General features: G+C 73.9%; 20 protein-coding genes. 4 read left to right on the top strand and 16 right to left on the bottom strand.

Translation table 11 applies throughout. The annotated features are described in order from the left end of the window. Positions 1 to 9: 9 nt before the first annotated feature. The 6 genes from AC07D6_RS01460 to hrcA all read right to left on the bottom strand — a co-directional run bounded on the left by AC07D6_RS01460 (position 10) and on the right by hrcA (position 5,405). On the bottom strand, positions 10 to 915 hold the full coding sequence (locus AC07D6_RS01460; protein ID WP_315878087.1) for a ribonuclease Z: 906 nt from the start codon (positions 913 to 915) through the stop codon (positions 10 to 12). Between the two features lie 5 nt (positions 916 to 920). After that, entirely contained in the window at positions 921 to 1,280 is a 360-nt protein-coding gene (locus AC07D6_RS01455; protein WP_315878086.1) for a histidine triad nucleotide-binding protein, read from the bottom strand. A gap of 67 nt (positions 1,281 to 1,347) precedes the next feature. Further along, positions 1,348 to 2,091, bottom strand: a complete 744-nt coding sequence (locus tag AC07D6_RS01450; RefSeq protein WP_315878085.1) for a 16S rRNA (uracil(1498)-N(3))-methyltransferase — start codon at positions 2,089 to 2,091, stop codon at positions 1,348 to 1,350. Next, the gene (locus tag AC07D6_RS01445; RefSeq protein WP_479041073.1) at positions 2,088 to 3,161 is read right to left on the bottom strand and encodes a nitronate monooxygenase; all 1,074 of its coding nucleotides are present in this window, start codon (positions 3,159 to 3,161) and stop codon (positions 2,088 to 2,090) included. Before AC07D6_RS01445 ends, AC07D6_RS01450 begins: the two co-directional genes overlap by 4 nt. 87 nt (positions 3,162 to 3,248) lie before the next feature. Next, positions 3,249 to 4,388 (bottom strand): molecular chaperone DnaJ, encoded by a 1,140-nt coding sequence (gene dnaJ, locus AC07D6_RS01440; protein WP_315878083.1) that lies wholly within the window; start codon positions 4,386 to 4,388, stop codon positions 3,249 to 3,251. Then, positions 4,389 to 5,405 (bottom strand): heat-inducible transcriptional repressor HrcA, encoded by a 1,017-nt coding sequence (hrcA, locus tag AC07D6_RS01435; RefSeq protein ID WP_315878082.1) that lies wholly within the window; start codon positions 5,403 to 5,405, stop codon positions 4,389 to 4,391. Positions 5,406 to 5,600: 195 nt separating this feature from the next. On the opposite strand from hrcA, the gene AC07D6_RS01430 reads away from it, so the two are divergent. After that, positions 5,601 to 6,335, top strand: coding sequence for an MBL fold metallo-hydrolase (locus AC07D6_RS01430; protein WP_315878081.1), 735 nt, complete (start codon positions 5,601 to 5,603; stop codon positions 6,333 to 6,335). Between the two features lie 10 nt (positions 6,336 to 6,345). Then, a complete protein-coding gene (locus tag AC07D6_RS01425; protein WP_315878080.1) occupies positions 6,346 to 7,149 on the top strand; it encodes a DUF3097 domain-containing protein in 804 nt (267 codons plus the stop codon). 57 nt (positions 7,150 to 7,206) lie between these two features. Here the strand turns inward: AC07D6_RS01425 and hemW are convergent, their stop codons facing one another. The 3 genes from hemW to lepA form a co-directional block, all read right to left on the bottom strand. Further along, a complete protein-coding gene (hemW, locus tag AC07D6_RS01420; protein ID WP_479041071.1) occupies positions 7,207 to 8,448 on the bottom strand; it encodes a radical SAM family heme chaperone HemW in 1,242 nt (413 codons plus the stop codon). 281 nt (positions 8,449 to 8,729) lie between these two features. Next, on the bottom strand, positions 8,730 to 10,619 hold the full coding sequence (locus tag AC07D6_RS01415) for an AMP-dependent synthetase/ligase (RefSeq protein ID WP_479041069.1): 1,890 nt from the start codon (positions 10,617 to 10,619) through the stop codon (positions 8,730 to 8,732). Positions 10,620 to 10,999: 380 nt separating this feature from the next. Continuing rightward, positions 11,000 to 12,868 (bottom strand): translation elongation factor 4, encoded by a 1,869-nt coding sequence (gene lepA, locus AC07D6_RS01410; RefSeq protein WP_315878077.1) that lies wholly within the window; start codon positions 12,866 to 12,868, stop codon positions 11,000 to 11,002. A 218-nt stretch (positions 12,869 to 13,086) separates the two neighbouring features. Between lepA and rpsT the strand changes: the two genes are divergently transcribed. After that, entirely contained in the window at positions 13,087 to 13,353 is a 267-nt protein-coding gene (gene rpsT / locus AC07D6_RS01405; protein WP_315878076.1) for a 30S ribosomal protein S20, read from the top strand. A gap of 854 nt (positions 13,354 to 14,207) precedes the next feature. Here rpsT and holA read toward each other — a convergent pair. Continuing rightward, the gene (gene holA, locus AC07D6_RS01400; protein WP_479041067.1) at positions 14,208 to 15,191 is read right to left on the bottom strand and encodes a DNA polymerase III subunit delta; all 984 of its coding nucleotides are present in this window, start codon (positions 15,189 to 15,191) and stop codon (positions 14,208 to 14,210) included. Positions 15,192 to 15,407: 216 nt separating this feature from the next. Next, the gene (locus AC07D6_RS01395; protein WP_315878127.1) at positions 15,408 to 15,635 is read right to left on the bottom strand and encodes a hypothetical protein; all 228 of its coding nucleotides are present in this window, start codon (positions 15,633 to 15,635) and stop codon (positions 15,408 to 15,410) included. A gap of 158 nt (positions 15,636 to 15,793) precedes the next feature. On the opposite strand from AC07D6_RS01395, the gene AC07D6_RS01390 reads away from it, so the two are divergent. Next, entirely contained in the window at positions 15,794 to 16,249 is a 456-nt protein-coding gene (locus AC07D6_RS01390) for a pyridoxamine 5'-phosphate oxidase family protein (protein ID WP_479041065.1), read from the top strand. A 42-nt stretch (positions 16,250 to 16,291) separates the two neighbouring features. Here the strand turns inward: AC07D6_RS01390 and AC07D6_RS01385 are convergent, their stop codons facing one another. The 5 genes from AC07D6_RS01385 to leuS form a co-directional block, all read right to left on the bottom strand. Beyond that, the gene (locus tag AC07D6_RS01385) at positions 16,292 to 18,751 is read right to left on the bottom strand and encodes a ComEC/Rec2 family competence protein (RefSeq protein WP_479041551.1); all 2,460 of its coding nucleotides are present in this window, start codon (positions 18,749 to 18,751) and stop codon (positions 16,292 to 16,294) included. 107 nt (positions 18,752 to 18,858) lie between these two features. Further along, a complete protein-coding gene (locus AC07D6_RS01380; protein ID WP_479041063.1) occupies positions 18,859 to 19,566 on the bottom strand; it encodes a ComEA family DNA-binding protein in 708 nt (235 codons plus the stop codon). A 507-nt stretch (positions 19,567 to 20,073) separates the two neighbouring features. After that, positions 20,074 to 20,919, bottom strand: a complete 846-nt coding sequence (locus tag AC07D6_RS01375) for a DegV family protein (protein ID WP_315878072.1) — start codon at positions 20,917 to 20,919, stop codon at positions 20,074 to 20,076. A 66-nt stretch (positions 20,920 to 20,985) separates the two neighbouring features. Next, on the bottom strand, positions 20,986 to 21,753 hold the full coding sequence (locus AC07D6_RS01370) for a hypothetical protein (protein ID WP_315878071.1): 768 nt from the start codon (positions 21,751 to 21,753) through the stop codon (positions 20,986 to 20,988). 131 nt (positions 21,754 to 21,884) lie between these two features. After that, positions 21,885 to 24,752, bottom strand: coding sequence for a leucine--tRNA ligase (leuS, locus tag AC07D6_RS01365; RefSeq protein ID WP_315878070.1), 2,868 nt, complete (start codon positions 24,750 to 24,752; stop codon positions 21,885 to 21,887). Positions 24,753 to 25,117: the final 365 nt, after the last annotated feature.

The following is a 25,117-nucleotide window of genomic DNA, read 5'->3' as shown; positions in this document are numbered from 1 at the left end:
GGGGTGGTCCTAGGGGCGCTTGGGGAGGGGGACGCGGATGAGGTCCTGGGCGACGGTCAGCTCGCCGTCGAACCCGGCCGCGCGGGCCTGCCGCTCGAAGGCGGACGGGTCGCCGTACCGCTGCGAGAAGTGGGTGAGGACGAGGTGCCGGACGCCCGCGTCGCGGGCCGCGGCGGCGGCCTGCCCCGCGGTCAGGTGGCCGTGCTCGACGGCGAGGTCCGTGTCCTCGTCGAGGAACGTCGACTCGATGACGAGCAGGTCGCAGCCCTCGGCGAGCGCGTGGACGCCGTCGCAGAGGCGGGTGTCCATGACGAAGGCGAAGCGCTGGCCGGGCCGTACCTCGCTGACGTCCTCCAGCCGTACCCCGCGCAGGGCGCCCTCCCGCTGGAGGACGCCCACGTCGGGACCCTCGATGCCGTGCGCCGCGAGCCGCTCGGGCAGCATGCGGCGCCCGTCCGGCTCCGTCAGCCGGTAGCCGAACGACTCCACGGGGTGCGACAGACGGCGCGCCTCCAGCACGTACCCGGGCGTCCGCGCGACGGGCCCGTCGGCGGCGACGGGCGCCTCCACGATGTCGGCGCGCTCGCGGTAGGCGGTGGCGTACCGCAGCCGCTCGAAGAACCGCTGCCCGGACGCCGGGTAGTGGGCGGTGACGGGGTGCGGGACCTGGTCGAGGTTGATGCGCTGGACGACCCCGGCGAGGCCGAGGGAGTGGTCGCCGTGGAAGTGCGTGACGCAGATCCGGTCGATGTCGTGCGCGGCGACCCCGGCGCGCAGCATCTGGCGCTGGGTGCCCTCGCCCGGGTCGAAGAGGATCCCCTCGCCGTCCCAGCGGAGCAGGTAGCCGTTGTGGTTCCGGTGGCGTGTGGGCACCTGGCTTGCGGTGCCCAGCACGACGAGCTCTCGTACGGACACGCGGTCTACCCGGGGGGCCACTCGAGGCCGCGGCCGCCGAGGACGTGGGCGTGCGCGTGGAAGACGGTCTGGCCGGCCCCCGCGCCCGTGTTGAGGACGATCCGGTAGCCGGCGTCGTCGATCTTCTCCTGCGCGGCGACCTCCCCCGCCTCGCGCAGCACGTCGGCGGCGACCTCCGGCGCGGCGGCGGCGAGCGCGGCGGCGTCGGGGTGGTGCTCCTTGGGGATGACCAGCACGTGGGTGGGTGCCTGGGGGTTGATGTCGCGGAACGCGACGGTGGTCTCCGTCTCGCGGACGACGGTGGCGGGCACCTCCCCCGCCACGATCTTGCAGAACAGGCAGTCGCTGCGCGGCTCTCCGGCCATGCTGGCAGCCCTCTCTCGACTCGGACGGCAGATACGTCCGTACCCTATCGCCGCCCGTCGGGCCGGATCAGGACCACCGTCCGGTGCGCCCGAGGAGGAGCGCCGCCGCCGCCGTGCCGGCCGTGGAGGTGCGCAGGACGCTCCGCCCGAGCCGGTACGGCCTGGCGCCGGCCTCCGCGAACACGGCGAGCTCGTCGGGCGCGACGCCGCCCTCGGGGCCGACGACCAGCACGATCTCACCGGTCGCGGGCAGCGGGGCGGTGGCGAGCGGCTCGGCGCCCTCCTCGTGCAGCACGGCCGCGAAGTCGGCGTCAGCGAGCAGCCGGGCCACCGCCTTGGTGCCGGCCGCGTCGGCGACGTCGGGGAAGCGGAGCCTGCGGGACTGCTTGCCCGCCTCGCGGGCGGTGGCCCGCCACTTCGCCAGCGCCTTCAGCCCGCGCTCGCCCCTCCACTGCGTGACGCACCGCGACGCCGCCCACGGCACGACCGCGTCGACACCGGTCTCGGTCATCGTCTCGACCGCCAGTTCGCCCCGGTCGCCCTTGGGGAGTGCCTGGACGACGGTGATGCGGGGCGTGGGCACGGGCTCGTCCCGCACCTCCGCGACGGCCACGTCGAGGCGGTCCTTTCCCTCCACGGCGGCGACGGTGCCGTACGCGCCGCGCCCGGCGCCGTCCGTGAGGACGACCTCCTCGCCGGTCCGCAGCCGGCGCACCGACACGGCGTGCCGCCCCTCCGGCCCGTCCAGGGTGAGCACCGCGCCGGGCGCGGCGGCCGTCAGGTCGTCGGCGACGAAGACGGGGGCGGTCATGACACACCTCTCAGGGCCGGCGCCTCAAGGGCCGACCGGAGTTCGGAACGGAGTACTTCGACGAGCTGCCCGGCGGGCAGCTCCCGGGCCAGCCGGTGGCCCTGGCCGGCCCACAGGGCCATGCCCTGCGGGTCCTTCGCCCTGGCCGCGGCCTTGCGCAGCCCGCTGGTCAGGTGGTGCACCTCGGGGTACGCGGCCGGGGCGTACGGCCCGTGCTCCCGCACGAACCGGTTGACCAGGCCCCGGGCGGGGCGGCCGGAGAAGGCGCGGGTCAGCTCGGTGTGGGTGAACAGCGGGTCCGTCACGGCCCGCTTGTGCAGGGGGTCGGCGCCGGACTCCGGGCAGACCAGGAAGGCGGTGCCGAGCTGCGCGGCCTCGGCGCCCGCCGCGAGGACGGCGGCGATCTGGCCGCCGCGCATCAGGCCGCCCGCGGCGAGCATCGGCAGCCCCACGGCCTCGCGGACCTGGGTGATCAGCGCCAGCAGCCCGGTGCCGGAGCACTCGGCCTCCGGGTCGTCCCGGTGCGTGCCCTGGTGGCCGCCGGCCTCGACGCCCTGCACGCACACGGCGTCGGCGCCGGCCCGCTCGGCGGCCCGCGCCTCGTCGGGGCCGGTGACCGTCACGACGGTCCGGGTGCCCACGCGCGCGAGGGCCGCCACCGTGTCGGGCGCGGGGCAGCCGAACGTGAAGGACACGACCGGCACCGGGTCGTCGAGGAGGATCGCCAGCTTCGCGTCGTAGCCGTCGTCCCGGCCGGCGTCGGGGTCGCCGAGCGGCGTCTCGTACCAGGCGGCCTCACCGGCGAGCTGCTGGCGGTACACCTCGACGGCGGCGGCGTCCGCCTGGCCCGGCTGCGGCATGAACAGGTTCACGCCGAAGGGCCGCGCGGTGAGGCTCCGGAGCTGCTGGACCTCCTGGTACATGCCGTCGGCCGTCTTGTACCCGGCGGCCAGGAAGCCGAGGCCGCCGGCCTCGGACACGGCCGCCGCGAGCTGCGGGCACGAGGCGCCGCCCGCCATGGGGGCCTGCACGATCGGGTAGCGGCAGAGATCGGTCAGCGCGGAGGGCATGCACGCATGGTGTCACGCTCCGCGCCCCCGTCGAACCCCCGGCCCCGAGGGTCGGGGCCGGGTCCGGCGGCGCGCCGCCGGGGGCCGCTAGCGGCCGTTGAACGCGTCCTTCAGCCGCGAGAACAGCCCCTGCTGGCCCGGCGCGAACTGGCCCGTGGGCCGTTCCTCGCCGCGCAGCTTCGCCAGGTCGCGCAGCAGGCGCTCCTGCTCCGCGTCCAGCTTCGTGGGCGTCTGGACCTCGACGTGGACGATCAGGTCGCCGCGCCCGCCGCCGCGCAGGTGCGTGACGCCGCGGCCGTGCAGCGGGATCGACTGGCCCGACTGCGTACCGGGCCGGATGTCGACCTCCTCCATGCCGTCGAGCGTCTCCAGCGGCACCTTCGTGCCGAGCGCGCCCGCCGTCATCGGGATCGTCACCGTGCAGTGCAGGTCGTCGCCGCGCCGCTGGAACACCGGGTGCGGCAGCTCGTGGATCTCCACGTACAGGTCGCCCGCCGGGCCGCCGCCGGGGCCGACCTCGCCCTCGCCGGCGAGCTGGATGCGCGTGCCGTTGTCGACACCGGCCGGGATCTTGACCGTGAGCGTCCGCCGGGACCGCACCCGGCCGTCGCCCGCGCACTCGGGGCACGGCGTCGGCACGACCGTCCCGAAGCCCTGGCACTGCGGGCACGGGCGGGACGTCATGACCTGGCCCAGGAAGGACCGCGTCACCTGCGACACCTCGCCGCGGCCGCGGCACATGTCGCACGTCTGCGCCGAGGTGCCCGGCGCGGCGCCCTCACCCGAGCACGTCGCGCACACGACGGCCGTGTCGACCTGGATCTCCTTCGTCGTGCCGAAGGCCGCCTCGTCGAGCTCGACCTCCAGCCGGATCATCGCGTCCTGGCCGCGGCGGGTGCGCGACCGCGGGCCGCGCTGGGACGCCGTGCCGAAGAAGGCGTCCATGATGTCGGAGAAGTTCCCGAAGCCGCCCGCGCCGAAGCCCGCGCCCGCGCCGGCCCCGCCGGACGACGACAGGGGGTCGCCGCCGAGGTCGTAGACCTGCTTCTTCTGCGGGTCCGACAACACCTCGTACGCGGCGTTGATCTCCTTGAACCGCTCCTGCGTCTTCGGATCGGGGTTGACATCCGGGTGCAGCTCGCGGGCGAGCCGCCGGAATGCCTTCTTGATCTCGTCCTGGGACGCGTCGCGGCGCACGCCGAGTACGGCGTAGTAGTCCGTGGCCACTTACGACTCCGCCAGGATCTGTCCGACGTAACGTGCCACTGCGCGTACCGCTCCCATCGTTCCGGGGTAGTCCATGCGGGTCGGTCCGACCACGCCGAGTTTGGCGACCGCCTCGTCGCCCGAACCGTAGCCGACCGCGACGACGGACGTGGAGTTCAGCCCCTCGTGGGCGTTCTCGTGGCCGATGCGCACGGTCATGGCCGGGTCCGTCGCCTCACCGAGCAGCTTGAGGAGCACGACCTGCTCCTCCAGCGCCTCCAGCACGGGCCGGATGGTGAGCGGGAAGTCGTGTCCGAAGCGCGTGAGATTGGCGGTCCCGCCGATCACCAGGCGCTCCTCGGTCTCCTCCACCAGCGTCTCCAGCAGCGTGGAGAGCACCGTGGAGACCGTCCCGCGGTCCTCCGGGTCGAAGGACTCCGGGAGGTCCTGCACCAGCTGCGGCACGTCGGCGAACCGCCGGCCGGCGACCTGGCTGTTCAGCCGGGCGCGCAGGTCGGCGACGGAGGTCTCGCCGAACGGGGCGGGGCAGTCGACCATGCGCTGCTCCACCCGCCCGGTGTCCGTGATCAGGACGAGCATCAGCCGGGCCGGGGCCAGCGACAGCAGCTCGACGTGGCGCACGGTCGACCGGGTCAGCGACGGGTACTGCACGACCGCGACCTGGCGGGTCAGCTGGGCCAGCAGCCGGACCGTGCGCCCCACGACGTCGTCCAGGTCCACCGCGCCGTCCAGGAAGTTCTGGATGGCCCGGCGCTCCGGCGGCGACAGCGGCTTGACTCCGGCGAGCTTGTCGACGAAGAGGCGGTAGCCCTTGTCCGTGGGGATGCGTCCGGCGCTGGTGTGGGGCTGGGCGATGAACCCCTCCTCCTCCAGCACCGCCATGTCGTTGCGCACGGTGGCCGGCGACACGCCCAGGTTGTGGCGCTCGGTGAGCGCCTTGGAGCCGACGGGCTCCTCCGTACCGACGTAGTCCTGAACGATCGCGCGCAGCACCTCGAGTCTGCGTTCACTGAGCACGGCGCGCACCTCCAGCTGGCTCCGGTCGGCTGACGTCTGCTGGCACTCGCCGTGTCCGAGTGCCAATCATCCCCGCGGCCAGTGTACGGCGCCGAGGTCAATGCCTGGCAAGGGCGGCGTGGGGAGCGCGGCGGTGCCCGGCGGCCGATCACCGTATCGCGCGCCGGCCGCGGGCATTGCCGATAGCGTCGCGGTATGGACGTCGGTTGGGAAGAGTTCGGGTGGGAGCGGCTCGCGGCCGGGGTGGGCCGCAGGCGGCTCCCGGGCTGGGACGCCACGGTCGGACTGGTCGTCGGGGACGGGGCCGCCCTGCTGTTCGACGCGGGTTCCACGCTGCGGGAGGGCGCGGAGATCCGCGCCCAGGTCCAGGGGCTGCTGGGCGGGCGGCGCGTGACGCACATCGCACTGAGCCACTCGCACTTCGACCACGTGCTGGGTGCCGCCGCCTTCGCGGGCGCACAGGTGTTCGGTGCCGTGGGTCTGGACGAGGTGCTGACGCGGGAGCGGGACGCGCTGCGGGCGGACGCCGTGCGGGAGGGCGTCGCCGAGGACGAGGCGGGCGAGGCCGTGGACGTCCTGGTGCACCCGCACCACCTCGTGTGCGGCGAGTGGACGCTCGACCTGGGCGGCCGGCAGGTGCTGCTGGTGAACGCGGGCCCCGGGCACACCGGCCACGACCTGGCGCTGCTGGTGCCGGGCGCGGCGGACGGCACGCCCGGGGTGGTGTTCTGCGGGGACCTGGTGGAGGAGTCGGGCGAGCCCCAGGCGGGCCCGGACGCGATCCCGTCGCGCTGGCCGGCCGCGCTGGACCGGCTGCTGGAGCTGGGCGGGGAGGGCGCGGCGTACGTGCCGGGGCACGGCGCGGTGGTGGACGCCGCGTTCGTACGCGCCCAACGGGAGGAGCTGGCCCGCAGGTTCGCGGTGTCGTAGCGTCTGGCGCATGCGCGCCTACGACCCCGACCTGACCCCGCGGTGGAAGAAGCAGGCCCCCGTGCCGGAGGTGCCCGCCGGGCCCGACCTGGTGGTCGAGGAGGCCGCCACCGGGTTCTGCGGGGCGGTGGTGGGGTGCGAGGCGGGCACGGTGACGCTGGAGGACCGCTTCGGCAGGCACCGGGTCTTCCCGCTCGTGCCGCGCGGCTTCCTGCTGGAGGGCCGTCCGGTGACGCTGGTCCGCCCGGCCGCCCCCGCGCCGGCGCGGCCGGCCCGCACGGCGTCCGGGTCGGTCGCCGTGCCGGACGCGCGGGCGCGGGTGGCGCGGGCGGGACGGATCTACGTGGAGGGCCGCCACGACGCCGAGCTGGTGGAGAAGGTGTGGGGCGACGACCTGCGCGTCGAGGGCGTCGTCGTGGAGTACCTGGAGGGCGTCGACGACCTGCCGGCGGTCGTCCGCGACTTCCGGCCCGGCCCCGACGCCCGCCTCGGGGTGCTGGTGGACCACCTGGTGCCGGGGTCGAAGGAGTCGCGGATCGCCGCGTCGGTCACGGATCCGCACGTCCTGGTGGCGGGGCACCCGTACGTCGACGTGTGGCAGGCCGTGAAGCCGTCGTCGCTGGGCATCCCGGCCTGGCCGGCCGTGCCGCGCGGCCAGGACTGGAAGACGGGCGTGTGCCGGGCCCTGGGCTGGCCCGAGGACACCGGCGCGGCCTGGCGCCGCATCCTGGGCCGGGTCCGGTCGTACAAGGACCTGGAGCCGGCGCTGCTGGGCCGGGTGGAGGAACTGATCGACTTCGTGACGGCGCCGTAGCGCCCGCCCGCGCGGCGCCCCTCAGCCCGCCCAGTCCACTAGGTCTCCTCAGTCCCCTCAGTCCACCAGGTCCCGCACCACCGCGTCCGCGAGGAGCCGCCCGCGCAGGGTCAGGACGGCGCGCCCCTCCCCGTACGGGGCGGGGTCGAGCAGCCCGTCGCGCACGGCGCGCGCGGCGGCGGCCAGGCCCGCCGGGCGCAGCAGCGACAGGGGGATGCCCTCCCGGAGCCGCAGCTCCAGCAGGACGCGCTCGACGCGGCGGTCCTCCTCCGTCAGGACCTCCCGCCCGGCGCCCGGCGAGCGGCCCCCGGCGAGGGCGGCGGCGTAGGCGCCGGGGTGCTTCACGTTCCACCAGCGGACGCCGCCGACGTGGCTGTGCGCGCCGGGCCCGGCGCCCCACCAGTCGGCGCCGCGCCAGTACAGCTCGTTGTGGAGGCAGCGGCCCGCCTCGGAGGCGGCCCAGTTCGACACCTCGTACCAGTGGAACCCGGCCTCCGCGAGGACGGAGTCCGCGATCAGGTACCGGTCGGCGTGCACGTCGTCGTCGGTCATCGGGACCTCGCCGCGCCGGATGCGGTGGGCGAGCCGGGTGCCCTCCTCGACGATCAGGGCGTACGCGGAGACGTGGTCGGGTCCGGCGCCGATCGCGGCGTCGAGGGAGGCCCGCCAGTCGTCGTCGCTCTCGCCGGGGGTGCCGTAGATCAGGTCGAGGTTGACGTGGTCGAAGCCGGCGGCGCGGGCCTCGGCGACGCACGCCTCGGGGCGGCCGGGGGTGTGGGTGCGATCGAGGACCTCCAGGACGTGCCGCCGGGCGCTCTGCATGCCGAAGGAGACGCGGTTGAAGCCGCCCTCGCGGAGCGCGGCCAGGTAGGCCGGGTCGACCGAGTCCGGGTTGGCCTCCGTGGTGATCTCGGCGTCGTCCGCGAGGCCGAACTCGTCCCGGACGGCGCCGAGCATGCGGACGAGGTCCTCGGCGGCGAGCAGCGTGGGCGTGCCGCCGCCGACGAAGACCGTCTGCACGGGGCGGGGGTCGTCGCCGAGGACCTTGCGGGCGAGCCGGACCTCGTCGACGAGGGTCGCCGCGTAGTTGTCGCGGGAGGCGAGGACGCCGCCGGAGCCGCGCAGTTCGGTGGCGGTGTAGGTGTTGAAGTCGCAGTAGCCGCAGCGGGTCGCGCAGTACGGCACGTGCAGGTAGAACCCGAGCGGCCGCTCCGCGCGCCCGTCGAGGGCGGACGGGGGCAGGGCCCCGTCCTCGGGCACGGGCTCACCATCGGGCAGTACGGAAGGCATGGGGTCCATTGTCCGTCACCGCCGCGGTGCGCGGCGCGGAGGCGGCGGACGGGGCCCGCCGGTCCCGCCCGCATCGGCCGCCGGTCCCGCCGGCCGCCGGTCGGCGCGGGCGGGACCGGCGGGTGGGGTCGGCGGACGGGACCGGCAAGCGGGGGCGGCGGACGGGACCGGCAGGTGGGCGGGGCCGGCGGACGGGACCGGCAAGCGGGGGCGGCGGGCGGGACCGGCAGGTGGGCAAGACCGGCGGACGGGATCAGCGGGCGGGAACGCGGCGGGCGGGGCCGGGGCGGTCAGGCCTCGCGGGCTCCCTCGTACATCTCCTCGATGAGGTCCTTGTACTCGCGCTCCACCACGGGCCGCTTCAGCTTGAGGCTCGGCGTCAGCTCGCCGTGCTCCACGTCGAGGTCGCGCGGGAGCAGCCGGAACTTCTTGACCGTCTGCCAGCGCTGCAGGCCCTCGTTGAGCCGGTCCACGTACCCCTGGACCATCTCCTCGACCTGCCGCGTCGCGACCAGCTCGGCGTACGGGCGGTCACCGAGGCCGTGCTCCCGCGCCCAGCCCCGGAGCGCCGCCTCGTCGAGCGCGATGAGGGCGCTGCAGTAGTTCCGGTCGGCTCCGAGGACGACGATGTTGGAGACGAACGGGCACAGCGCCTTGAAGTGGCCCTCGATCTCCGTCGGCGCGATGTACTTGCCGCCGGACGTCTTGAACAGGTCCTTCTTCCGGTCGGTGATCTTCAGGTAGCCGTCGGCGGACAGCTCGCCGATGTCCCCCGTGTGGAACCAACCGTCCGGCTCCAGCACCTCGGCGGTCTTCTCGGGGAGCTTGTGGTAGCCCTGCATGATGCCGGGGCCGCGCAGCAGGATCTCGCCGTCGTCCGCGATGCGCACCTCGCAGCCGGGCAGCGGCTTGCCGACCGTGCCGGTGCGGTACGCCTCGCCCGGGTTCACGAAGGAGGCGGCGGACGACTCCGTCAGTCCGTACCCCTCCAGGATGTGGATGCCGGCGCCGGAGAAGAAGTAGCCGATCTCCGGGGCGAGCGCGACGGAGCCGGACACGGCGGCGCGCAGCCGCCCGCCGAACGCCGCGCGCAGCTTGGAGTACACGAGCGCGTCCGCGACCCGGTGCTTCGCGGCGAGGCCCAGGGGCGCCTTCGCCTGGCCGGTGCGGCGGAAGGAGTCCTGGGTGGCCCTGGCGTAGTCACGGGCGACGCCGGCCGCCCACTGGAAGATCTTGTACTTGGCGGGACCGCCGTCCCGGGCCTTCGCGGCGACGCCGTTGTAGACCTTCTCGAAGATGCGCGGCACGGCCGCCATGTACGTCGGCTGGACGACCGGCAGGTTCTCGATGATCTTGTCGATGCGGCCGTCGACGGCGGTGACGTGGCCGACCTCGATCTGCCCGGAGGTCAGCACCTTGCCGAAGACGTGGGCGAGCGGCAGCCACAGGTACTGCACGTCGTCGTCGCGGACCAGCCCGGTCGCGGCGATGGCCTTCGCCATGTACGACCAGTTGTCGTGCGGAAGGCGCACGCCCTTGGGACGGCCCGTGGTGCCGGAGGTGTAGATGAGGGTGGCGAGCTGGTCGGCGGTGATCGCCTCGACCCGCTCCCGGACCGCCTCGGGGTGCTTCTCCAGGTACGCCCTGCCGCGCTCCTCCAGGTCCGCGAGGGACAGCACCCAGCCGTCCGGGTCGCCGTCGGCGGGCACCGCCGCCGCCGCGTCGATCACCACGACGTGGTGGAGTTCCGGCAGGTCGGCGCGGCGCTCCCGGGCCTTCGCGAGCTGGGCGGCGTCCTCGGCGATCAGGACGCGGCTCTCGGAGTCGGCGAGGATGTACGCGGACTCCTCGGCGTTGGTCTGCGGGTAGACGGTGGTCGTGGCCGCCCCGGCGCACATGACGCCGAGGTCGCACAGGATCCACTCGACGCGTGTGGCGGAGGCGAGGGCGACGCGCTCCTCGGGCCGGACGCCGAGGTCGACGAGCCCGGCGGCGATCGCGTACACCCGGTCCGCGGCCTGGGCCCAACTGAGCGACTTCCAGCCATCGGGTCCCTGGCCGGCGGGGGACGGCACCGGGTAGCGGTACGCCTCGGCGTCCGGGGTCTTCGCCACCCGCTCGAGGAAGAGGCTCGCCACCGAGGGCGGACGGTTCTCGATCAGGGTCTGTGTGTCGCTCACGGGCGTCCTCCGGCGGGCCTGGCAGGTGCCGCGCGCACGGCGCGCGGGCGCTTCGCTGCTGCGGGAAAAGCGGGTCGACGGCTGGCTGTTTAACTCGCGAGTAACCACCGAGCGGGATCAGGTTAGAACGCCGCCGTCCGCTGCGTAAGGGGCTGCGGACGCGCGATTCATACCCGGTTCATAACGACTGCGGGCCTTTCGTGAAAAGGCGGAGGCGCCCGTCCGTCATCCGGACGGGCGCCTCCGCGCGGCGGAATGCCGAGGTGAGCGGCTCGTCGAGCGGCTCACCGGGTGGCTCGACGAGCGGTGTGCCGGGCGGCGCGTCGAGCGGCGCGTCGAGCGGCGTGCCGAGTGGCTCGACGAGCGGCCGGGGCGCCGGGCTACTTCTTGCCCTTGCCCCCGGACTCGTCGCTGGACAGCACCGCGATGAAGGCCTCCTGCGGGACCTCCACGGAGCCGACCATCTTCATCCGCTTCTTGCCCTCCTTCTGCTTCTCCAGCAGCTTCCGCTTGCGGGAGATGTCACCGCCGTAGCACTTGGCGAGGACGTCCTTGCGGATGGCGCGGATCGTCTCGCGGGCGATGACACGGGAGCCGATCGCGGCCTGGACGGGCACCTCGAACGCCTGCCGCGGGATGAGCTCCTTCAGCTTGGCGACGAGCCGCACGCCGTACGCGTACGCCTGGTCCTTGTGCGTGATGGCGGAGAAGGCGTCGACCTTGTCGCCGTGGAGCAGGATGTCGACCTTGACCAGGGAGCTGTTCTGCTCGCCGGTGGGCTCGTAGTCGAGGGACGCGTAGCCGCGGGTCTTGGACTTCAGCTGGTCGAAGAAGTCGAAGACGATCTCGGCGAGGGGCAGCGTGTAGCGGATCTCGACGCGGTCCTCGGAGAGGTAGTCCATGCCGAGGAGGGTGCCGCGGCGGTTCTGGCACAGCTCCATGATCGAGCCGATGAACTCGGACGGCGCGAGGATCGTGGCGCGGACGACCGGCTCGTACACCTCGCTGATCTTGCCCTCGGGGAACTCGCTCGGGTTGGTGACGACGTGCTCGCCGCCGTCCTCCATGACGACCCGGTAGACCACGTTCGGTGCCGTGGCGATCAGGTCGAGGCCGAACTCGCGTTCCAGGCGCTCGCGGATCACGTCGAGGTGGAGCAGCCCGAGGAAGCCCACGCGGAAGCCGAAGCCGAGGGCCGCGGAGGTCTCCGGCTCGTACACCAGGGCGGCGTCGTTGAGCTGGAGCTTGTCGAGGGCGTCGCGCAGCTCCGGGTAGTCCGAGCCGTCCAGCGGGTAGAGGCCGGAGAACACCATCGGCTTGGGGTCCTTGTAGCCGCCGAGGGCCTCCTGGGCGCCCTTGGAGTGGCTGGTGATCGTGTCGCCCACCTTGGACTGGCGGACGTCCTTCACGCCGGTGATCAGGTAGCCCACCTCGCCCACGCCGAGGCCGTCGGCGGCGAGCATCTCCGGCGAGTTGGTGCCGATCTCCAGCAGCTCGTGGGCGGCGCCGGTCGACATCATGCGGATGCGCTCACGCTTGTTGAGCTGGCCGTCGATGACCCGGACGTAGGTGACGACGCCGCGGTACGAGTCGTAGACCGAGTCGAAGATCATCGCGCGGGCGGGGGCGTCGGCGACGCCGACCGGGGCCGGGATGTCCCTGACGACGCGGTCGAGGAGCGCCTCGACGCCCAGGCCCGTCTTCGCCGAGACGCGCATCACGTCGTCGGGCTCGCAGCCGACCAGGTTCGCCAGCTCCTCGGCGAACTTCTCCGGCTGGGCGGCCGGAAGGTCGATCTTGTTGAGGACCGGGACGATGGCGAGGTCGTTCTCCATCGCCAGGTACAGGTTGGCGAGGGTCTGCGCCTCGATGCCCTGGGCCGCGTCGACGAGGAGGATCGTGCCCTCGCAGGCGGCGAGGGAGCGCGACACCTCGTACGTGAAGTCCACGTGGCCCGGGGTGTCGATCATGTTGAGGATGTGGGTCCTGCCCTGCAGCTCACCCTCGGTGGGTGCCCAGGGCAGCCGAACGGCCTGGGACTTGATGGTGATGCCGCGCTCGCGCTCGATGTCCATGCGGTCGAGATACTGAGCGCGCATCTGCCGCTGCTCGACCACACCGGTCAGCTGGAGCATCCGGTCGGCAAGGGTCGACTTGCCGTGGTCGATGTGCGCGATGATGCAGAAGTTGCGGATCAGTGCCGGGTCGGTACGGCTCGGCTCGGGCACGTGGGTAGGGGTCGCGGGCACGCAGGGTCCTGATTCTCGAGACGCCCGGGCGTACGCCGGTGTCTCTGCTCGGGTCGACGTCGGATCGATACGTAGGTTCCATGGTCCCACGGACGGGGACGGGCGCTCGGTTTGGGCCGCTCGAAGCGCTGCTGGTAGCCTGGGCAGCTGTGTCTCGTGGCCCTCTCAGCAGCGTGGCACACATCGAGGAATCCTTACGAACCTGAAAAGGCTCTTTCGTGGCGAACATCAAGTCCCAGATCAAGCGGAACAAGACGAACGAGAAGGCGCGCCTGCGCAACAAGGCCGTCAAGTCGTCGCTCAAGACCGCGATCCGCAAGGCCCGTGAGGCCGCCGCCTCCGGCGACGTCGAGAAGGCCACCGTGGCCACTCGCGAGGCGTCCCGCAAGCTGGACAAGGCCGTCTCCAAGGGCGTCATCCACAAGAACGCCGCCGCCAACAAGAAGTCGGCGCTGGCGTCCAAGCTGGCTGCCCTGCAGGGCTGAGCTCCTGTAGTCCCGGGGACGTCGTCCCCGGAACCGGCCGGATCCCCACGGGCATGCGCCCCGGGGTGACGGACCGGACGACTTGATCGCCGGAAGGGATCCAAGCGGGCCCTCTCAACCACGCTCCCGCCCGGCACCCCGAGCCCGTACGCGGCCTGCGTTCGCCACGCGGGTACGGGCTCACCTGGAACATCCCGAAGGCCCCGGCCCCCGCTCTTTCCCCAGAACGGGCGCCCGGGGCCTTCGGCATGCCAGGACCCACCCGACCGCAAAAGGCCCAACCGCAAAAGGCCCAACCGCGAGAGGCCCGGCTCCGGAAGAGGCCACCCCCGGTGCCCGGCTGCGGAGCCCGACCGCGGGAGAGGACAGCCCCCGGGGTCCGGCTGCGGGAGAGGACCGCCCCGGGGTCCGGCTGCGGAAGGGGGACGGCCCCGGGACGCAACTGCGGGGGCCGACTGCGGGAGAGGCCGGACCCGGGCCGCCCGGGGCGGGGCCCGGCGGACGCAGGGGCCCAGCCGCGAGAGGGAGCGACCCCGAAAGCCCGACCGCAGGGCCCAGCCACGGGAGAGAACCGGCCCCGGAGCCCAACTGCGGAAGGGGACCGACCACGGGGCCCAACTGCGGGGGCCGACCGCGGAAGCCCAGCCGCAGGGAGAAGGACCGACCGCGGAAGCCCGACCCCGGAGTCCAGCCGCGGAGCCCGGCCGCAGGAGGGGACGGCCCCGGAGACCGGCTGCGGGAGGGGCCGGGCCCGGGCCGCCCGGGGCGGGGCCCGGCGGACGCAGGGCCCACCGGACGTAAGGGCCCGTCGATCCCCGAGGCCTGTCGGTCGCCGAAGCCTGTCGGTCCTGGGGTCAGCGGCGGGAGCGGGCGGCCCGGGCGATGGCGACCACCGCCTTCTCCAAGGCGTACTCGGGGTCGTCGCCGCCGCCCTTGACGCCCGCGTCGGCCTCGGCGACGGCGCGCAGGGCCATGGCCACGCCGTCGGGCGTCCAGCCGCGCATCTGCTGCCGCACGCGGTCGATCTTCCAGGGCGGCATGCCCAGCTCACGGGCGAGGTCGGCGGGCCGCCCGCCCCGCGCGGAGGACAGCTTGCCGATGGCCCGCACACCCTGCGCCAGTGCGCTGGTGATCAGTACGGGCGCCACCCCCGTCGAGAGGGACCAACGCAGCGCCTCCAGCGCCTCGGCCGCCCGCCCCTCCACGGCGCGGTCGGCGACGTTGAAGCTGGACGCCTCGGCCCGACCCGTGTAGTAGCGGCCGACGACGGACTCGTCGATCGTGCCCTCGACATCCGCGGTGAGCTGGGAGACCGCGCTGGCGAGCTCCCGCAGGTCGCTGCCGATCGCGTCGACGAGCGCCTGGCACGCCTCCGGCGTGGCCGACCGCCCCAGCGTCCGGAACTCCTGCCGCACGAACGTCAGCCGCTCCGCCGGCTTCGTGGTCTTGGGGCACGCCACCTCGCGCGCGCCCGCCTTGCGGGCCGCGTCCAGCAAGCCCTTGCCCTTGGCGCCGCCCGGATGGAGGAGGACGAGGCTGATCTCCTCCACGGGCGCGGCGATGTACGCCTTGACGTCCTTGACCGTGTCCGCCGACAGGTCCTGCGCGTTGCGCACGATCAGGACCTTGCGTTCGGCGAACAGCGACGGGCTCGTCAGCTCGGCAAGGCCGCCGGGCTGGAGCTGGTCGGCGGTCAGGTCGCGGACGTCCGTGCCGGCGTCGGCGGCCCGTGCGGCCGCCACCACCTGCTGGACGGCGCGGTCCAGCAGCAGATCCTCCTGGCCCACGGCGAGGGTGACGGGGGCGAGCGGGTCGTCGGTCGATTTCTTGGCAGCCATCACGACCAGCATCCCACGGCCCGCCGACACCCTGTCCCGACCACCCGCGCCGCCGGCCACCGCCCGCCCCGGCCGCTCCACCGGCCCGCCCGCACACTCGCCCGCCCCGCACCACCAGCTCGCCCACACCCCGCCCCACCGGCCCGGCCGCACCCCGCACCGCCGGCCCGGCCGCGCGCCCCGCACCACCGGCCCGGCCGCGCACCACCGGTCCGCCTACGGCTCCTCTCGCCAGCCGTCCCACTCGGCGGCGAAGTCGTCCAGCTCCACCGGGGACAGCCGACCGTCCGGGTCCTCGACCACCAGGAGCCACTGGGCGTCCTCGGCGTCGTCCTCCCCGGCGAGGGCGTCCCGTACCAGTTGGGGCTCCTCGTCCAGCTCGTAGCGGTCGGCGAGCGCCTCGGCGGCTTCCTCGGCCGCGTCCCGGTCGGGCAGGACCAGCACGTGCCTGACCTCGTCGGTGCGGTTCTCTTCGTTCACTGCGTTCACGGCACCATTCTTCAACCTCCTCCCCTTCGGTGGACCTCCAGGTACGGCCTAGTACGCCGGCCCTCCGTCCGATGCCCGAGGTGCGACGCCGGGCCGGCCCGTAGCGTGCCTCCATGATCATCCGTGAGCCGGTCCGCGACCGGCAGCAGCGCAAGCGCGATGTCCTCAGACGGCTGGAGGAGGACCACGACCTGTGGGTGGCGACCGCCTCGGCCGCGGGCGAGCCCCTCCTCGTACCGCTGTCGTTCGTCTGGGACGACGGGACCCTCCTGATGTCGACGCGGCGGACCAACCCCACCGCCCGGAACCTCACCCCGCGCGGCCGCGTCCGGCTCAGCCTCGGACACACCCGTGACGTGGTGCTGGTGGACGGCCTCGCGGAGGTGGTCGAGGGCCGTGACCTGCCGCGGGCCTCGGCCGACGCGTTCGCCGCCAAGCTGGGCTGGGACCCCCGCGACCGCGAGCCGTGGGTCTACCTGCGGGTGACTCCCCGGTCCGTGAAGGCCTGGCGCGAGGAGGACGAACTGCCCGGCCGGCTCCTGATGCGCGACGGCACCTGGCTGGTGTGAGCCGGCGGGCCCGCCGGTCCCGCGCCGGCGCCCGCCCGGAGCCTACGGAGGGTGCCGGGTGACCGCCCGCAGGTCCCGGCCGGAACCGGTCACCACGATGGCGCCGTCCCGGTCTGTCCGCAGCACGGCCGCGCCCGCCTTGCGGAGGGCGTCGAGCGTACGGGACGACGGATGCCCGTACGGGTTGTCGCGCCCGACCGACACCAGGGCGAGCCGGGGCCGCGCCCTGCCGAGCAGTTCGGGATCCTGGTGTGCCGAGCCGTGGTGCGCGACCTTGAGGACGTCGACCCTCGGCAGCGCGGGATGAACCCGCCAGAGGCCCCGCTGGGACGGCGGCTCCAGGTCACCGAGGAGCAGCAGGGTCACCCCTCCCCGGGTGCGGACGAGCAGGGTGACGCTGGCGTCGTTGGGCCCCTCCGGGGCGAATCCGGCGACGGGCGCGGGCCACAGCACCTCCCAGTCGAGCGGCCCGGCCCTGCGCCGCTCCCCGGGCGCCGCGTGGACCACGGGGACGCGTGCCGCGGCGGCCGTCCGGCGGACGAACGCGGCCTGTCCGGGCGGGTCGAGGAACCCTGTCGTCTGGATCACCCCCACGGACCGGCCGCGCAGCACGCCCGGCAGCCCGGACACGTGATCGGCGTGGAAGTGGGTGAGCAGCACGAGCGGCACGCGGCTGACGCCCAGGTCCCGCAGGCACCGGTCCACCGGCTCGGGGTCCGGTCCCGCGTCGACCACGACGGCCGTGCCGTCCCCCACCGCCAGGGCGGTGGCATCGCCCTGGCCCACGTCGCACATCGCGAACACCCAACCGGGCGGCGGCCACCCGGTGACGACCCGGGTGATCGGCACGGGCCGCACGACGGCGAGCAGCAGCGCCCCGGCGCACCCGGCGGCCACCCACGGCCGGTACGGCAGCCGGCGCACCGCGAGCAGTAGCGCCGCGGTCACGGCGGCCAGCAGCAACCCGCCCCGCCAGCCACCCGGCCAGTCCACCTCCGCTCCGGGCAGGGAGGCCCCGGTCCGAGCGACGGACGCCACCCATCCGGCGGGCCAGGCGGCACACTCGGCGAGCAGCCGGGCCACCGGCATGGCCAGCGGAGCGATCCCCAGCGCGGCGAACCCGAGCACCGTCGCCGGCGCCACCGCCAGTTCGGCCAACAGGTTGCAGGGGATCGCCACCAGACTCACCCGCGCCGCGAAAACGGCCACCACCGGCGCGCACACCGCCTGCGCGGCCGCCGCCGCGGCCAGTGCCTCCGCGACACGCGGCGGGACCCCGCGCCCCTGGAGGGCGGCACTCCAGCGCGGGGCGATCGTGAGGAGCGCGCCGGTCGCCAGAACGGACAGCAGGAACCCGTACCCGCGGGCCAGCCACGGGTCGTACAGCACCAGCAGCAGGACGGCCCCGGCGAGGGCGGGGATCAGCGACCGGCGGCGGCCGGTGCCGATGGCGAGCAGGGTGATCAACCCGCACGCGGCGGCGCGCAACACACTCGGTTCGGGCCGGCACACCACCACGAACGCCAACGTCAGCGCCCCGCCCAGCAGGGCCGTCCCCCGCAGGGAGACACCCAGCCGGGGCGCGAGCCCTCCCCGCTCGGCGCTCGTCGCTCTGCCGGCGGGCCCGATGAGCAGCAGCAGCACGATCGTCAAGTTGCTGCCGGAGACGGCGAGCAGGTGGGTCAGGTCCGTCGCCTCGAACGCCCTCCGCAGGTCCTCGGGGATCCGTGAGGTGTCGCCGACGACCAGGCCGGGCAGCAGCGCCCGCGCGTCCGCGGGCAGTCCGTCGGTCGCTTCGCGCAGCCCGGCACGCAGTTGCCCGGCCGTGCGGTGCGAGGTGCTCGGCGGGCCGGTGACGCGGGGTGGTCCCGTACCGGCGTACAGCACGGCGGCGAACGGGTCGCCGGAGCGGCGTGGCGGTGCGAGCCGCCCGGTCACGTGCAGTCTGGTCGACGGCAGTAGCCGCAGCCAGGCATCGCCGTGCCGTCCCCCCTCCCCGGGCCGTGCCATCACGAGGATCGGCGTGCGGACCCGTGTCGCCGCCCCGTCCGGCGCCGTCACCCGCGTCACCTCCGCGTTCAGGACGACGGAGGCGGGCATCGGCCGGTTGCCGCGCACCCGGGGGACGACGGGCCTCGGGTCGGAACGGACCGTCACGTCGGCCGTGACCGTCGCGTGCTCCCCCGCCAGCGCGGGGACCGGTCCGCGGCGCAGGTCCGCTCCGTGCAACCCCGCCGAGGTCGCGCCGGCCGCGGCGCACAGCAACACGGCGGCGCACGCGGTGGCGTTCCCCCTCCGCCGCTCGCCGGGGCCCGGCACGTACTTCGACCGTCCGCCCAGGAGGAGGGCTGCCGCCACGGCACCGCACAGGACGACACCGGTCACCGTCCACCAGCCGGGGAGGCCCAGGGCGAGTGCCGCCGCCGCCCATGCCGCCAGGGCGGGCGCCACCAGCCGCAGATCGGCCGGCCCCTCCTGCCGGGGGCTGGCGGCTCCCGGCAGGTTGCCCGACGCGCTGTGAACCTCGGCACGGGGCCCCGGGCGCGGCCCGGGACTGGTCGTGGGGCCGTTTGCCGTGCCGGGTGCTGCCGGTGGTGCCTGACCGGGCGTCACAGCCGTACGCGGGGACGGAGGTCGGCGAAGCGGCGGGCGCCGATGCCGCGGACCTGGCGCAGTTCCTCGACCGACCGGAAGCCGCCGTGCTGGGCACGGTGCTCGACGATGTGGCGTGCGAGGACCGGTCCCACCCCGGGCAGCGTGTCGAGCTGTTCGACGGTGGCGGTGTTGAGGCTGACCTGACCTTCCGCCGCCCCGGTTCCGGCGGCTTCCGGGGCCGCCACCGGCAGGGTGCCGGGCGGTCCGGCGGCCGGGACGCCGACCAGGACGTGCTCACCGTCCACCAGGACACGCGCCCGGTTGAGCCCGGTGGTGTCCGTGCCCGGCGGGACGCCGCCGGCGGCGCGGAGCGCGTCGACGACACGGGCTCCCATCGGGAGCCGCAGCACGCCGGGCCGCCGTACCTTGCCGCTCACGTCGACGACGACCACGGCCGAGGGCGACCCCGCCGCCGACGGCGGCCCCGGCGGTACGGCGGCAGCGGCAGCGGCAGCGGCGGCCTGCGGGGCGGTCGGGGACCGGGGCGGTTCCGCCGGCGCGGTCACCGCGGGCGCGGCGCGCCCGACCACCTCGGGCGCACGCACGGTCTCGGGACGGCCCGCCCAGAAGTAGCACCCGGCGAGCACCGCCCCCACGACCAGGATGACGGCCAGTGCGCCCAGCGTGCGGCGTTCGAGCCCGCACCTCGTCTGTACCCACACGGGTAACCGCTCGCGCAGCGCGAACCTCCACCTCGGGACCGCCCCGGCCGGCGAGGGCGCGGACGGCGCGTGCGGAGGCGTCGGATCCCCGCCGGGCACCGGAGCCCCGCCGGGCGTCGGGGGTCCGGCGGGGTCCCGGTGCGACGGCGGGTCGGTGCCCGCCATCAGCGCGTCCGCCCTGGTCCTGGGGGCCGGCGCGGGCGGCACGGCGGTGTGGTCCTCGGGGTCTCCGGCCCGGTGCCGTCCCCGGACCACACCGCCCGTACGGCCGCGCGTCCGGCTGTCGGAGCCGCGGGCCCGGCCCGGTCCGCTCGTCGCCACGAGCCGGCGGGAAACGAGGGGGGCGCGGGAGGAAACCGACGCGACCCTGATTACGGAACGTGTTCGTGTCGTCATGTCACAGCACGGTAGACACATCCGTGCGATTCTGCCGAGCCGTGCCGATTTCCGTGGAAAACCCAGCAGTTGGGGAAAACTCCGCCACCCTGAAGGGTGAAACGGAAGGCTTCACCTCTGGGAGACGACCACTCCCAGCAACCCCGGACCGGTGTGCGCGCCGATCACCGCGCCGACCTCGCTGACGTGCAGGTCGGCCAGGCCCGGAACACGGCCGCGCAGGTGACCGGCGAGCGTGTCGGCCCTCTCGGCGGCGGCGAGGTGGTGCACGGCGATGTCGACGACGGCCCGTCCCGCCCGTTCGGCGGCGATCTCCTCGAGCCGGGCGATGGCCTTCGACGCGGTCCGCACCTTCTCCCTCGGCTCGATGCGTCCGCCGCTCAGCTCCAGCAGGGGTTTCACGGCCAGTGCCGAGCCGAGCAGGGCCCGGGCGGCGCCGATGCGCCCGCCGCGCCGGAGGTAGTCGAGGGTGTCGACGTAGAAGTACGCGGAGGTACCGGAGGCCCGCTTCTCCGCGGCGGCCACGACCTCGTCCAGGCCGCAGTCCGCCCGCGCGGCCTCGGCGGCCGCGACGGCGCAGAAGCCCAGCGCCATGGCGATCATCCCCGTGTCGACGACCCGCACCGGCACCGGCGCCTCCCGGGCCGCGAGCAGCGCCGCCTCGTACGTGCCGGACAGCTCGGCCGACAGGTGCAGCGAGACGATCCCGGTGGCGCCCTCCGCGGCGACCTCGCGGTAGTGGGCGGCGAACACCTCCGGGCTGGGGCGGGAGGTGGTGACGGAGCGTCGCTTCTGCAGGGCCTGGGCGAGGGAACGGGCCGAGATCTCCGTGCCCTCTTCCAGGGCCTGGTCGCCCAGGACGACGGTCAGCGGTACTGCGGTGATACCGTGCCGCTCCATCGTCTGCGGCGGCAGGTAGGCCGTGGAATCGGTGACGATCGCGACATGGCGGGACATGACCGGGAGGTTACCCGCAGGCGGCGCCGGAGAGCAGCCCGGGCCCGTTCCCCCCGGTCGACGTGGTCAGTTGGTGGTCTCGGGACGTGCCGACTTCTGCCAGGGGTAGCCGGTGCCGAGGCGCGGGTCGCGCGCGGTGATGGCCGGCCGGGCTCCGTCGGCCGGGCCGTTCCCGGCGGCCCTGCGCGCCTCCGCCCCCGTCTCCTCGTCCGTGTCCGCCGCCGGACGCCCCTGCTCGGGCGCCGCCGCGGCCTTCGTCCCACCGCGGTCCACCGGCGCGGAGGTCTCCGGCTCCGACCAGTGGCGCAGCGCGCCGGCCTCCACGTCGATCTGGGCGCTGAGCAGGTCCAGGTCGTCCTGGGCGAACCTCTGCGCCCGGTCCCTGGCCGCCCAGCGCAGGGAGTCGGCGGAGTCCGTGATCCGCCGTGTGCGCTCCCGCAGCTCCTCCAGCCGTTCGGCGACCGTGGCCCTGTCGGGGTCGCGCTCCAGCCGCTTGAGCTCCTCGTCCAGCTCGTGCCCGTGAGCGCTGAGCCGCTGGAACAGGTCCAGCGACTCCCGGAGCGAGGCGTCCTCCGGCGCACCGGCCTCCAGGGCGTCCTGTGTGGCCCGCATGGAGGTGCGCAGGGAGAGCCGCAGCTGCGCCAGCTCCCTCGCGACGCCGCCCTGCCCGTAGCTCTTGGCACGGAGGGTGGTGTCCTCGACCGTACGCCGGGCCTGCGTGAGAGTGCGGTCGACGCCGCGCTTGGCGGCCTTGACCGCCTTCACGCTCACGTACACACCGAGCGCGACGAAGGCGACGAAAAGCAGCGCCAGGATCACGATCGCCTCTGTCATGGAGTCCCCTCGTCGTCGTGTGTTCCCTCCACGGTAAACGCCGAAGGGCAGGTCGGGAGTTCCGGAAACCCCCAACCTGCCCCTAGGGGCCGAATCCGGGGCGGCGTCACACGACGGGACCCGGCGGCCGGTCACGCCGGGACGATGTTCACCAGCTTCGGCGCACGGGCGATGACCTTGCGGATGTCCGCGCCGCCCAGGGCGGCCACCACCGCCGGATCGGCCAGGGCCAGCGCCTCCAGCTCCGCGTCCGTGATGGACGGGGAGACCTCCAGCCGTGCCTTGACCTTGCCCTTGATCTGCACGACGCACGTCACGGTCTCGTCGACGACGTACGCCGGGTCGGCGACCGGGAAGTCCTGGTGGACGACGGAACCGCTGTGGCCCAGCTTGCGCCACAGTTCCTCGGCGATGTGCGGGGCCAGCGGCGCGACCAGCAGGACCAGCCGCTCGGCGACCGACCGGGACACGGCGCCGCCCGCCTTGGTCAGGTGGTTGTTCAGCTCGGTGATCTTGGCGATGGCCGTGTTGAACCGCATCGCGGCCATGTCCTGGGAGACCCCGTCGATGGCCTTGTGCAGGGCGCGCAGCGTGTCCTCGTCCGGCTCGGTGTCGACGACGGTGACCTCACCGGTCGACTCGTCGACGATGTTGCGCCACAGCCGCTGCAGCAGCCGGTACTGGCCCACCACCGCGCGCGTGTCCCACGGGCGGGACACGTCCAGGGGGCCCATGGCCATCTCGTACAGCCGCAGCGTGTCCGCGCCGTACTCGGCGCAGATCTCGTCCGGGGTGACCGCGTTCTTCAGGGACTTGCCCATCTTGCCCAGGACGCGGCCGACTTTCTCGCCCTGGTACCAGAACGCGCCGTCGCGCTCCTCGACCTCGGCGGCCGGGACGGCGATTCCGCGCGCGTCGCGGTACACGTACGCCTGGATCATGCCCTGGTTGAACAGCCGGTGGAACGGCTCGGCGGACGAGACGTGGCCCAGGTCGTACAGGACCTTCGACCAGAACCGGGCGTACAGCAGGTGCAGGACGGCGTGTTCGGCGCCGCCCACGTACAGGTCGACGCCGCCGTGCGGCATGCCCTCGCGCGGGCCCATCCAGTACCGCTCGATGTCCGGGTCGACCAGCCGGTCGTCGTTGTGCGGGTCCAGGTAGCGCAGCTCGTACCAGCAGGAACCGGCCCAGTTGGGCATGGTGTTGGTCTCGCGGCGGTACCGCTTGGGACCGTCGCCCAGGTCCAGGGTGACGTTGACCCAGTCCTCGTTGCGGGACAGCGGGGTCTCCGGCTGCGTGTCGGCGTCGTCGGGGTCGAAGGTGCGCGGCGCGTAGTCGTCGACCTCGGGCAGTTCCAGCGGCAGCATCGACTCGGGCAGCGCGTGGGCGACACCGTCCTCGTCGTAGACGATCGGGAAGGGCTCGCCCCAGTACCGCTGGCGGCTGAACAGCCAGTCACGCAGCCGGTAGTTGACGGTGCCCTCGCCGATGCCGCGGGACTCCAACCAGCGGGTGATCTCCGCCTTGGCCTCGACGACGCCCAGACCGTCCAGGGACACGTCGTCGTTGGCCGACGCGACGATCTTCGCGTCGTACGAGTCGAAGGCGTCGTCCCACGTGGCCGGGTCCGTACCGCGGCCGTCGTTCGGCTCGACGACGCAGCGCATGGGCAGGTCGAAGGCGCGGGCGAAGGCGAAGTCGCGGGTGTCGTGCGCCGGGACGGCCATGATGGCGCCCGTGCCGTAGCCCATCAGCACGTAGTCGGCGATGAAGACCGGGACCCGCTCGCCGCTGACCGGGTTGACGGCGTGGGCGCCGGTGAAGACGCCGGTCTTCTCCTTCGCCTCGGCCTGCCGCTCCACGTCGGACTTGGCGGCGGCCTGCTTGCGGTACGCGTCGACGGCCAGCGCCGGGGTGGCGTGCCCGCCCGTCCACAGCGCGGGCGTGCCGGCCGGCCAGGCCTCCGGGACGATCCGGTCGACCAGGTCGTGCTCGGGGGCCAGCACCATGTAGGTCGCGCCGAACAGCGTGTCCGGGCGCGTGGTGAAGACGGTGATCGCGTCGTCGCCGACGGGGAAGTCGACGCGGGCGCCCTCGGAGCGGCCGATCCAGTTGCGCTGCTGCAGCTTGATGGCCTCGGGCCAGTCCAGCGCGTCCAGGTCCTCCAGCAGACGGTCCGCGTAGGCGGTGATGCGCATGTTCCACTGGCGCAGCTTCGCCTTGAAGACGGGGAAGTTGCCCCGCTCGGAGCGGCCGTCGGCGGTGACCTCCTCGTTGGCCAGGACGGTGCCCAGGCCGGGGCACCAGTTGACCGGCGCGTCGGAGGCGTACGCCAGGCGGTACTCGCTCAACACGTCGGCGCGTTCGGTGGCACTCAGCTCGCTCCACGCGCGCGTGGTGCCCGGTACGGCACGCTCACCGCTCTCGAACCCGGCGACCAGGTCGGCGATCGGCCGGGCCTTCTTCGCGTCCTCGTCGTACCAGGAGTTGAAGATCTGCAGGAAGATCCACTGGGTCCACTTGTAGTAGTCCGGGTCGATCGTGGCGAACGACCGGCGCTTGTCGTGGCCCAGGCCCAGCCGACGCAGCTGGGCCTTCATGTTCTCCATGTTCGCCTCGGTCGACACGCGCGGGTGCGTACCGGTCTGCACGGCGTACTGCTCGGCGGGCAGGCCGAAGGCGTCGAAGCCCAGCGTGTGGAGGACGTTGTGGCCGGTCATCCGCTGGTACCGGGCGTACACGTCGGTGGCGATGTACCCCAGCGGGTGGCCGACGTGCAGGCCGGCACCGGACGGGTAGGGGAACATGTCCATGATGAACTTCTTGGGCCGGGCGACCAGCTCCGGATCGCCCGCCAGGTCACCGCTCGGGTTGGGCGCGGCGTAGGTTCCCTCGGCGTCCCAGAAGTCCTGCCAGCGTGCCTCGATGTCGGCCGCCATGGCCGCCGTATAACGATGCGGGGCCGCCGTCTCGGCAGCCGAATTCGTCTCGGTCATGATCCTCTGAAGCTCCATCGATCGTCTCTGCTTCGCTGCCGCCGCGCCCGATTCCGTCGGCGCGGCGAAATGAAAAATCCCCTCACACAGGAGGGGACGCCGCGCCGATTCCGAGCGGATTTCTCACCCGCCGGCACTGATCAGCGCGGCTCGCTAAGCAGAAGGCGTACGGCACGCATGGCGCCAGGGTACAGCAGCGGCCCCACGGGCCGCATCGCACCGTCCCGCCACTCGGACACGGGCAGTGGCGTCACCGTGGCACTACGCGCGCGTACCGGACCGCACGGCGCATCGGCGCGTTTCCGGGCAGTCCCGGGTCGGTCACGGGCTGTCGAGCCGGCGGATCCGCACCACCCTCACTCACC

This window comes from Streptomyces sp. NPDC045287, from assembly GCF_056432325.1.
Note: the sequence above shows the minus strand (reverse complement) of the source record. Positions and strands in the feature narration are given on the sequence as shown.

What these genes read in the sequence shown, in the direction of transcription:
- AC07D6_RS01455 (WP_315878086.1), bottom strand. Translation starts at nt 1,280, where the DNA reads ATGGCCGGAGAGCCGCGCAGCGACTGCCTGTTCTGCAAGATCGTGGCG.
- AC07D6_RS01450 (WP_315878085.1), bottom strand. Translation starts at nt 2,091, where the DNA reads ATGACCGCCCCCGTCTTCGTCGCCGACGACCTGACGGCCGCCGCGCCC.
- AC07D6_RS01445 (WP_479041073.1), bottom strand. Translation starts at nt 3,161, where the DNA reads ATGCCCTCCGCGCTGACCGATCTCTGCCGCTACCCGATCGTGCAGGCC.
- AC07D6_RS01430 (WP_315878081.1), top strand. Translation starts at nt 5,601, where the DNA reads ATGGACGTCGGTTGGGAAGAGTTCGGGTGGGAGCGGCTCGCGGCCGGG.
- AC07D6_RS01425 (WP_315878080.1), top strand. Translation starts at nt 6,346, where the DNA reads ATGCGCGCCTACGACCCCGACCTGACCCCGCGGTGGAAGAAGCAGGCC.
- hemW (WP_479041071.1), bottom strand. Translation starts at nt 8,448, where the DNA reads ATGGACCCCATGCCTTCCGTACTGCCCGATGGTGAGCCCGTGCCCGAG.
- holA (WP_479041067.1), bottom strand. Translation starts at nt 15,191, where the DNA reads ATGGCTGCCAAGAAATCGACCGACGACCCGCTCGCCCCCGTCACCCTC.
- AC07D6_RS01390 (WP_479041065.1), top strand. Translation starts at nt 15,794, where the DNA reads ATGATCATCCGTGAGCCGGTCCGCGACCGGCAGCAGCGCAAGCGCGAT.
- AC07D6_RS01375 (WP_315878072.1), bottom strand. Translation starts at nt 20,919, where the DNA reads ATGTCCCGCCATGTCGCGATCGTCACCGATTCCACGGCCTACCTGCCG.
- AC07D6_RS01370 (WP_315878071.1), bottom strand. Translation starts at nt 21,753, where the DNA reads ATGACAGAGGCGATCGTGATCCTGGCGCTGCTTTTCGTCGCCTTCGTC.
- leuS (WP_315878070.1), bottom strand. Translation starts at nt 24,752, where the DNA reads ATGACCGAGACGAATTCGGCTGCCGAGACGGCGGCCCCGCATCGTTAT.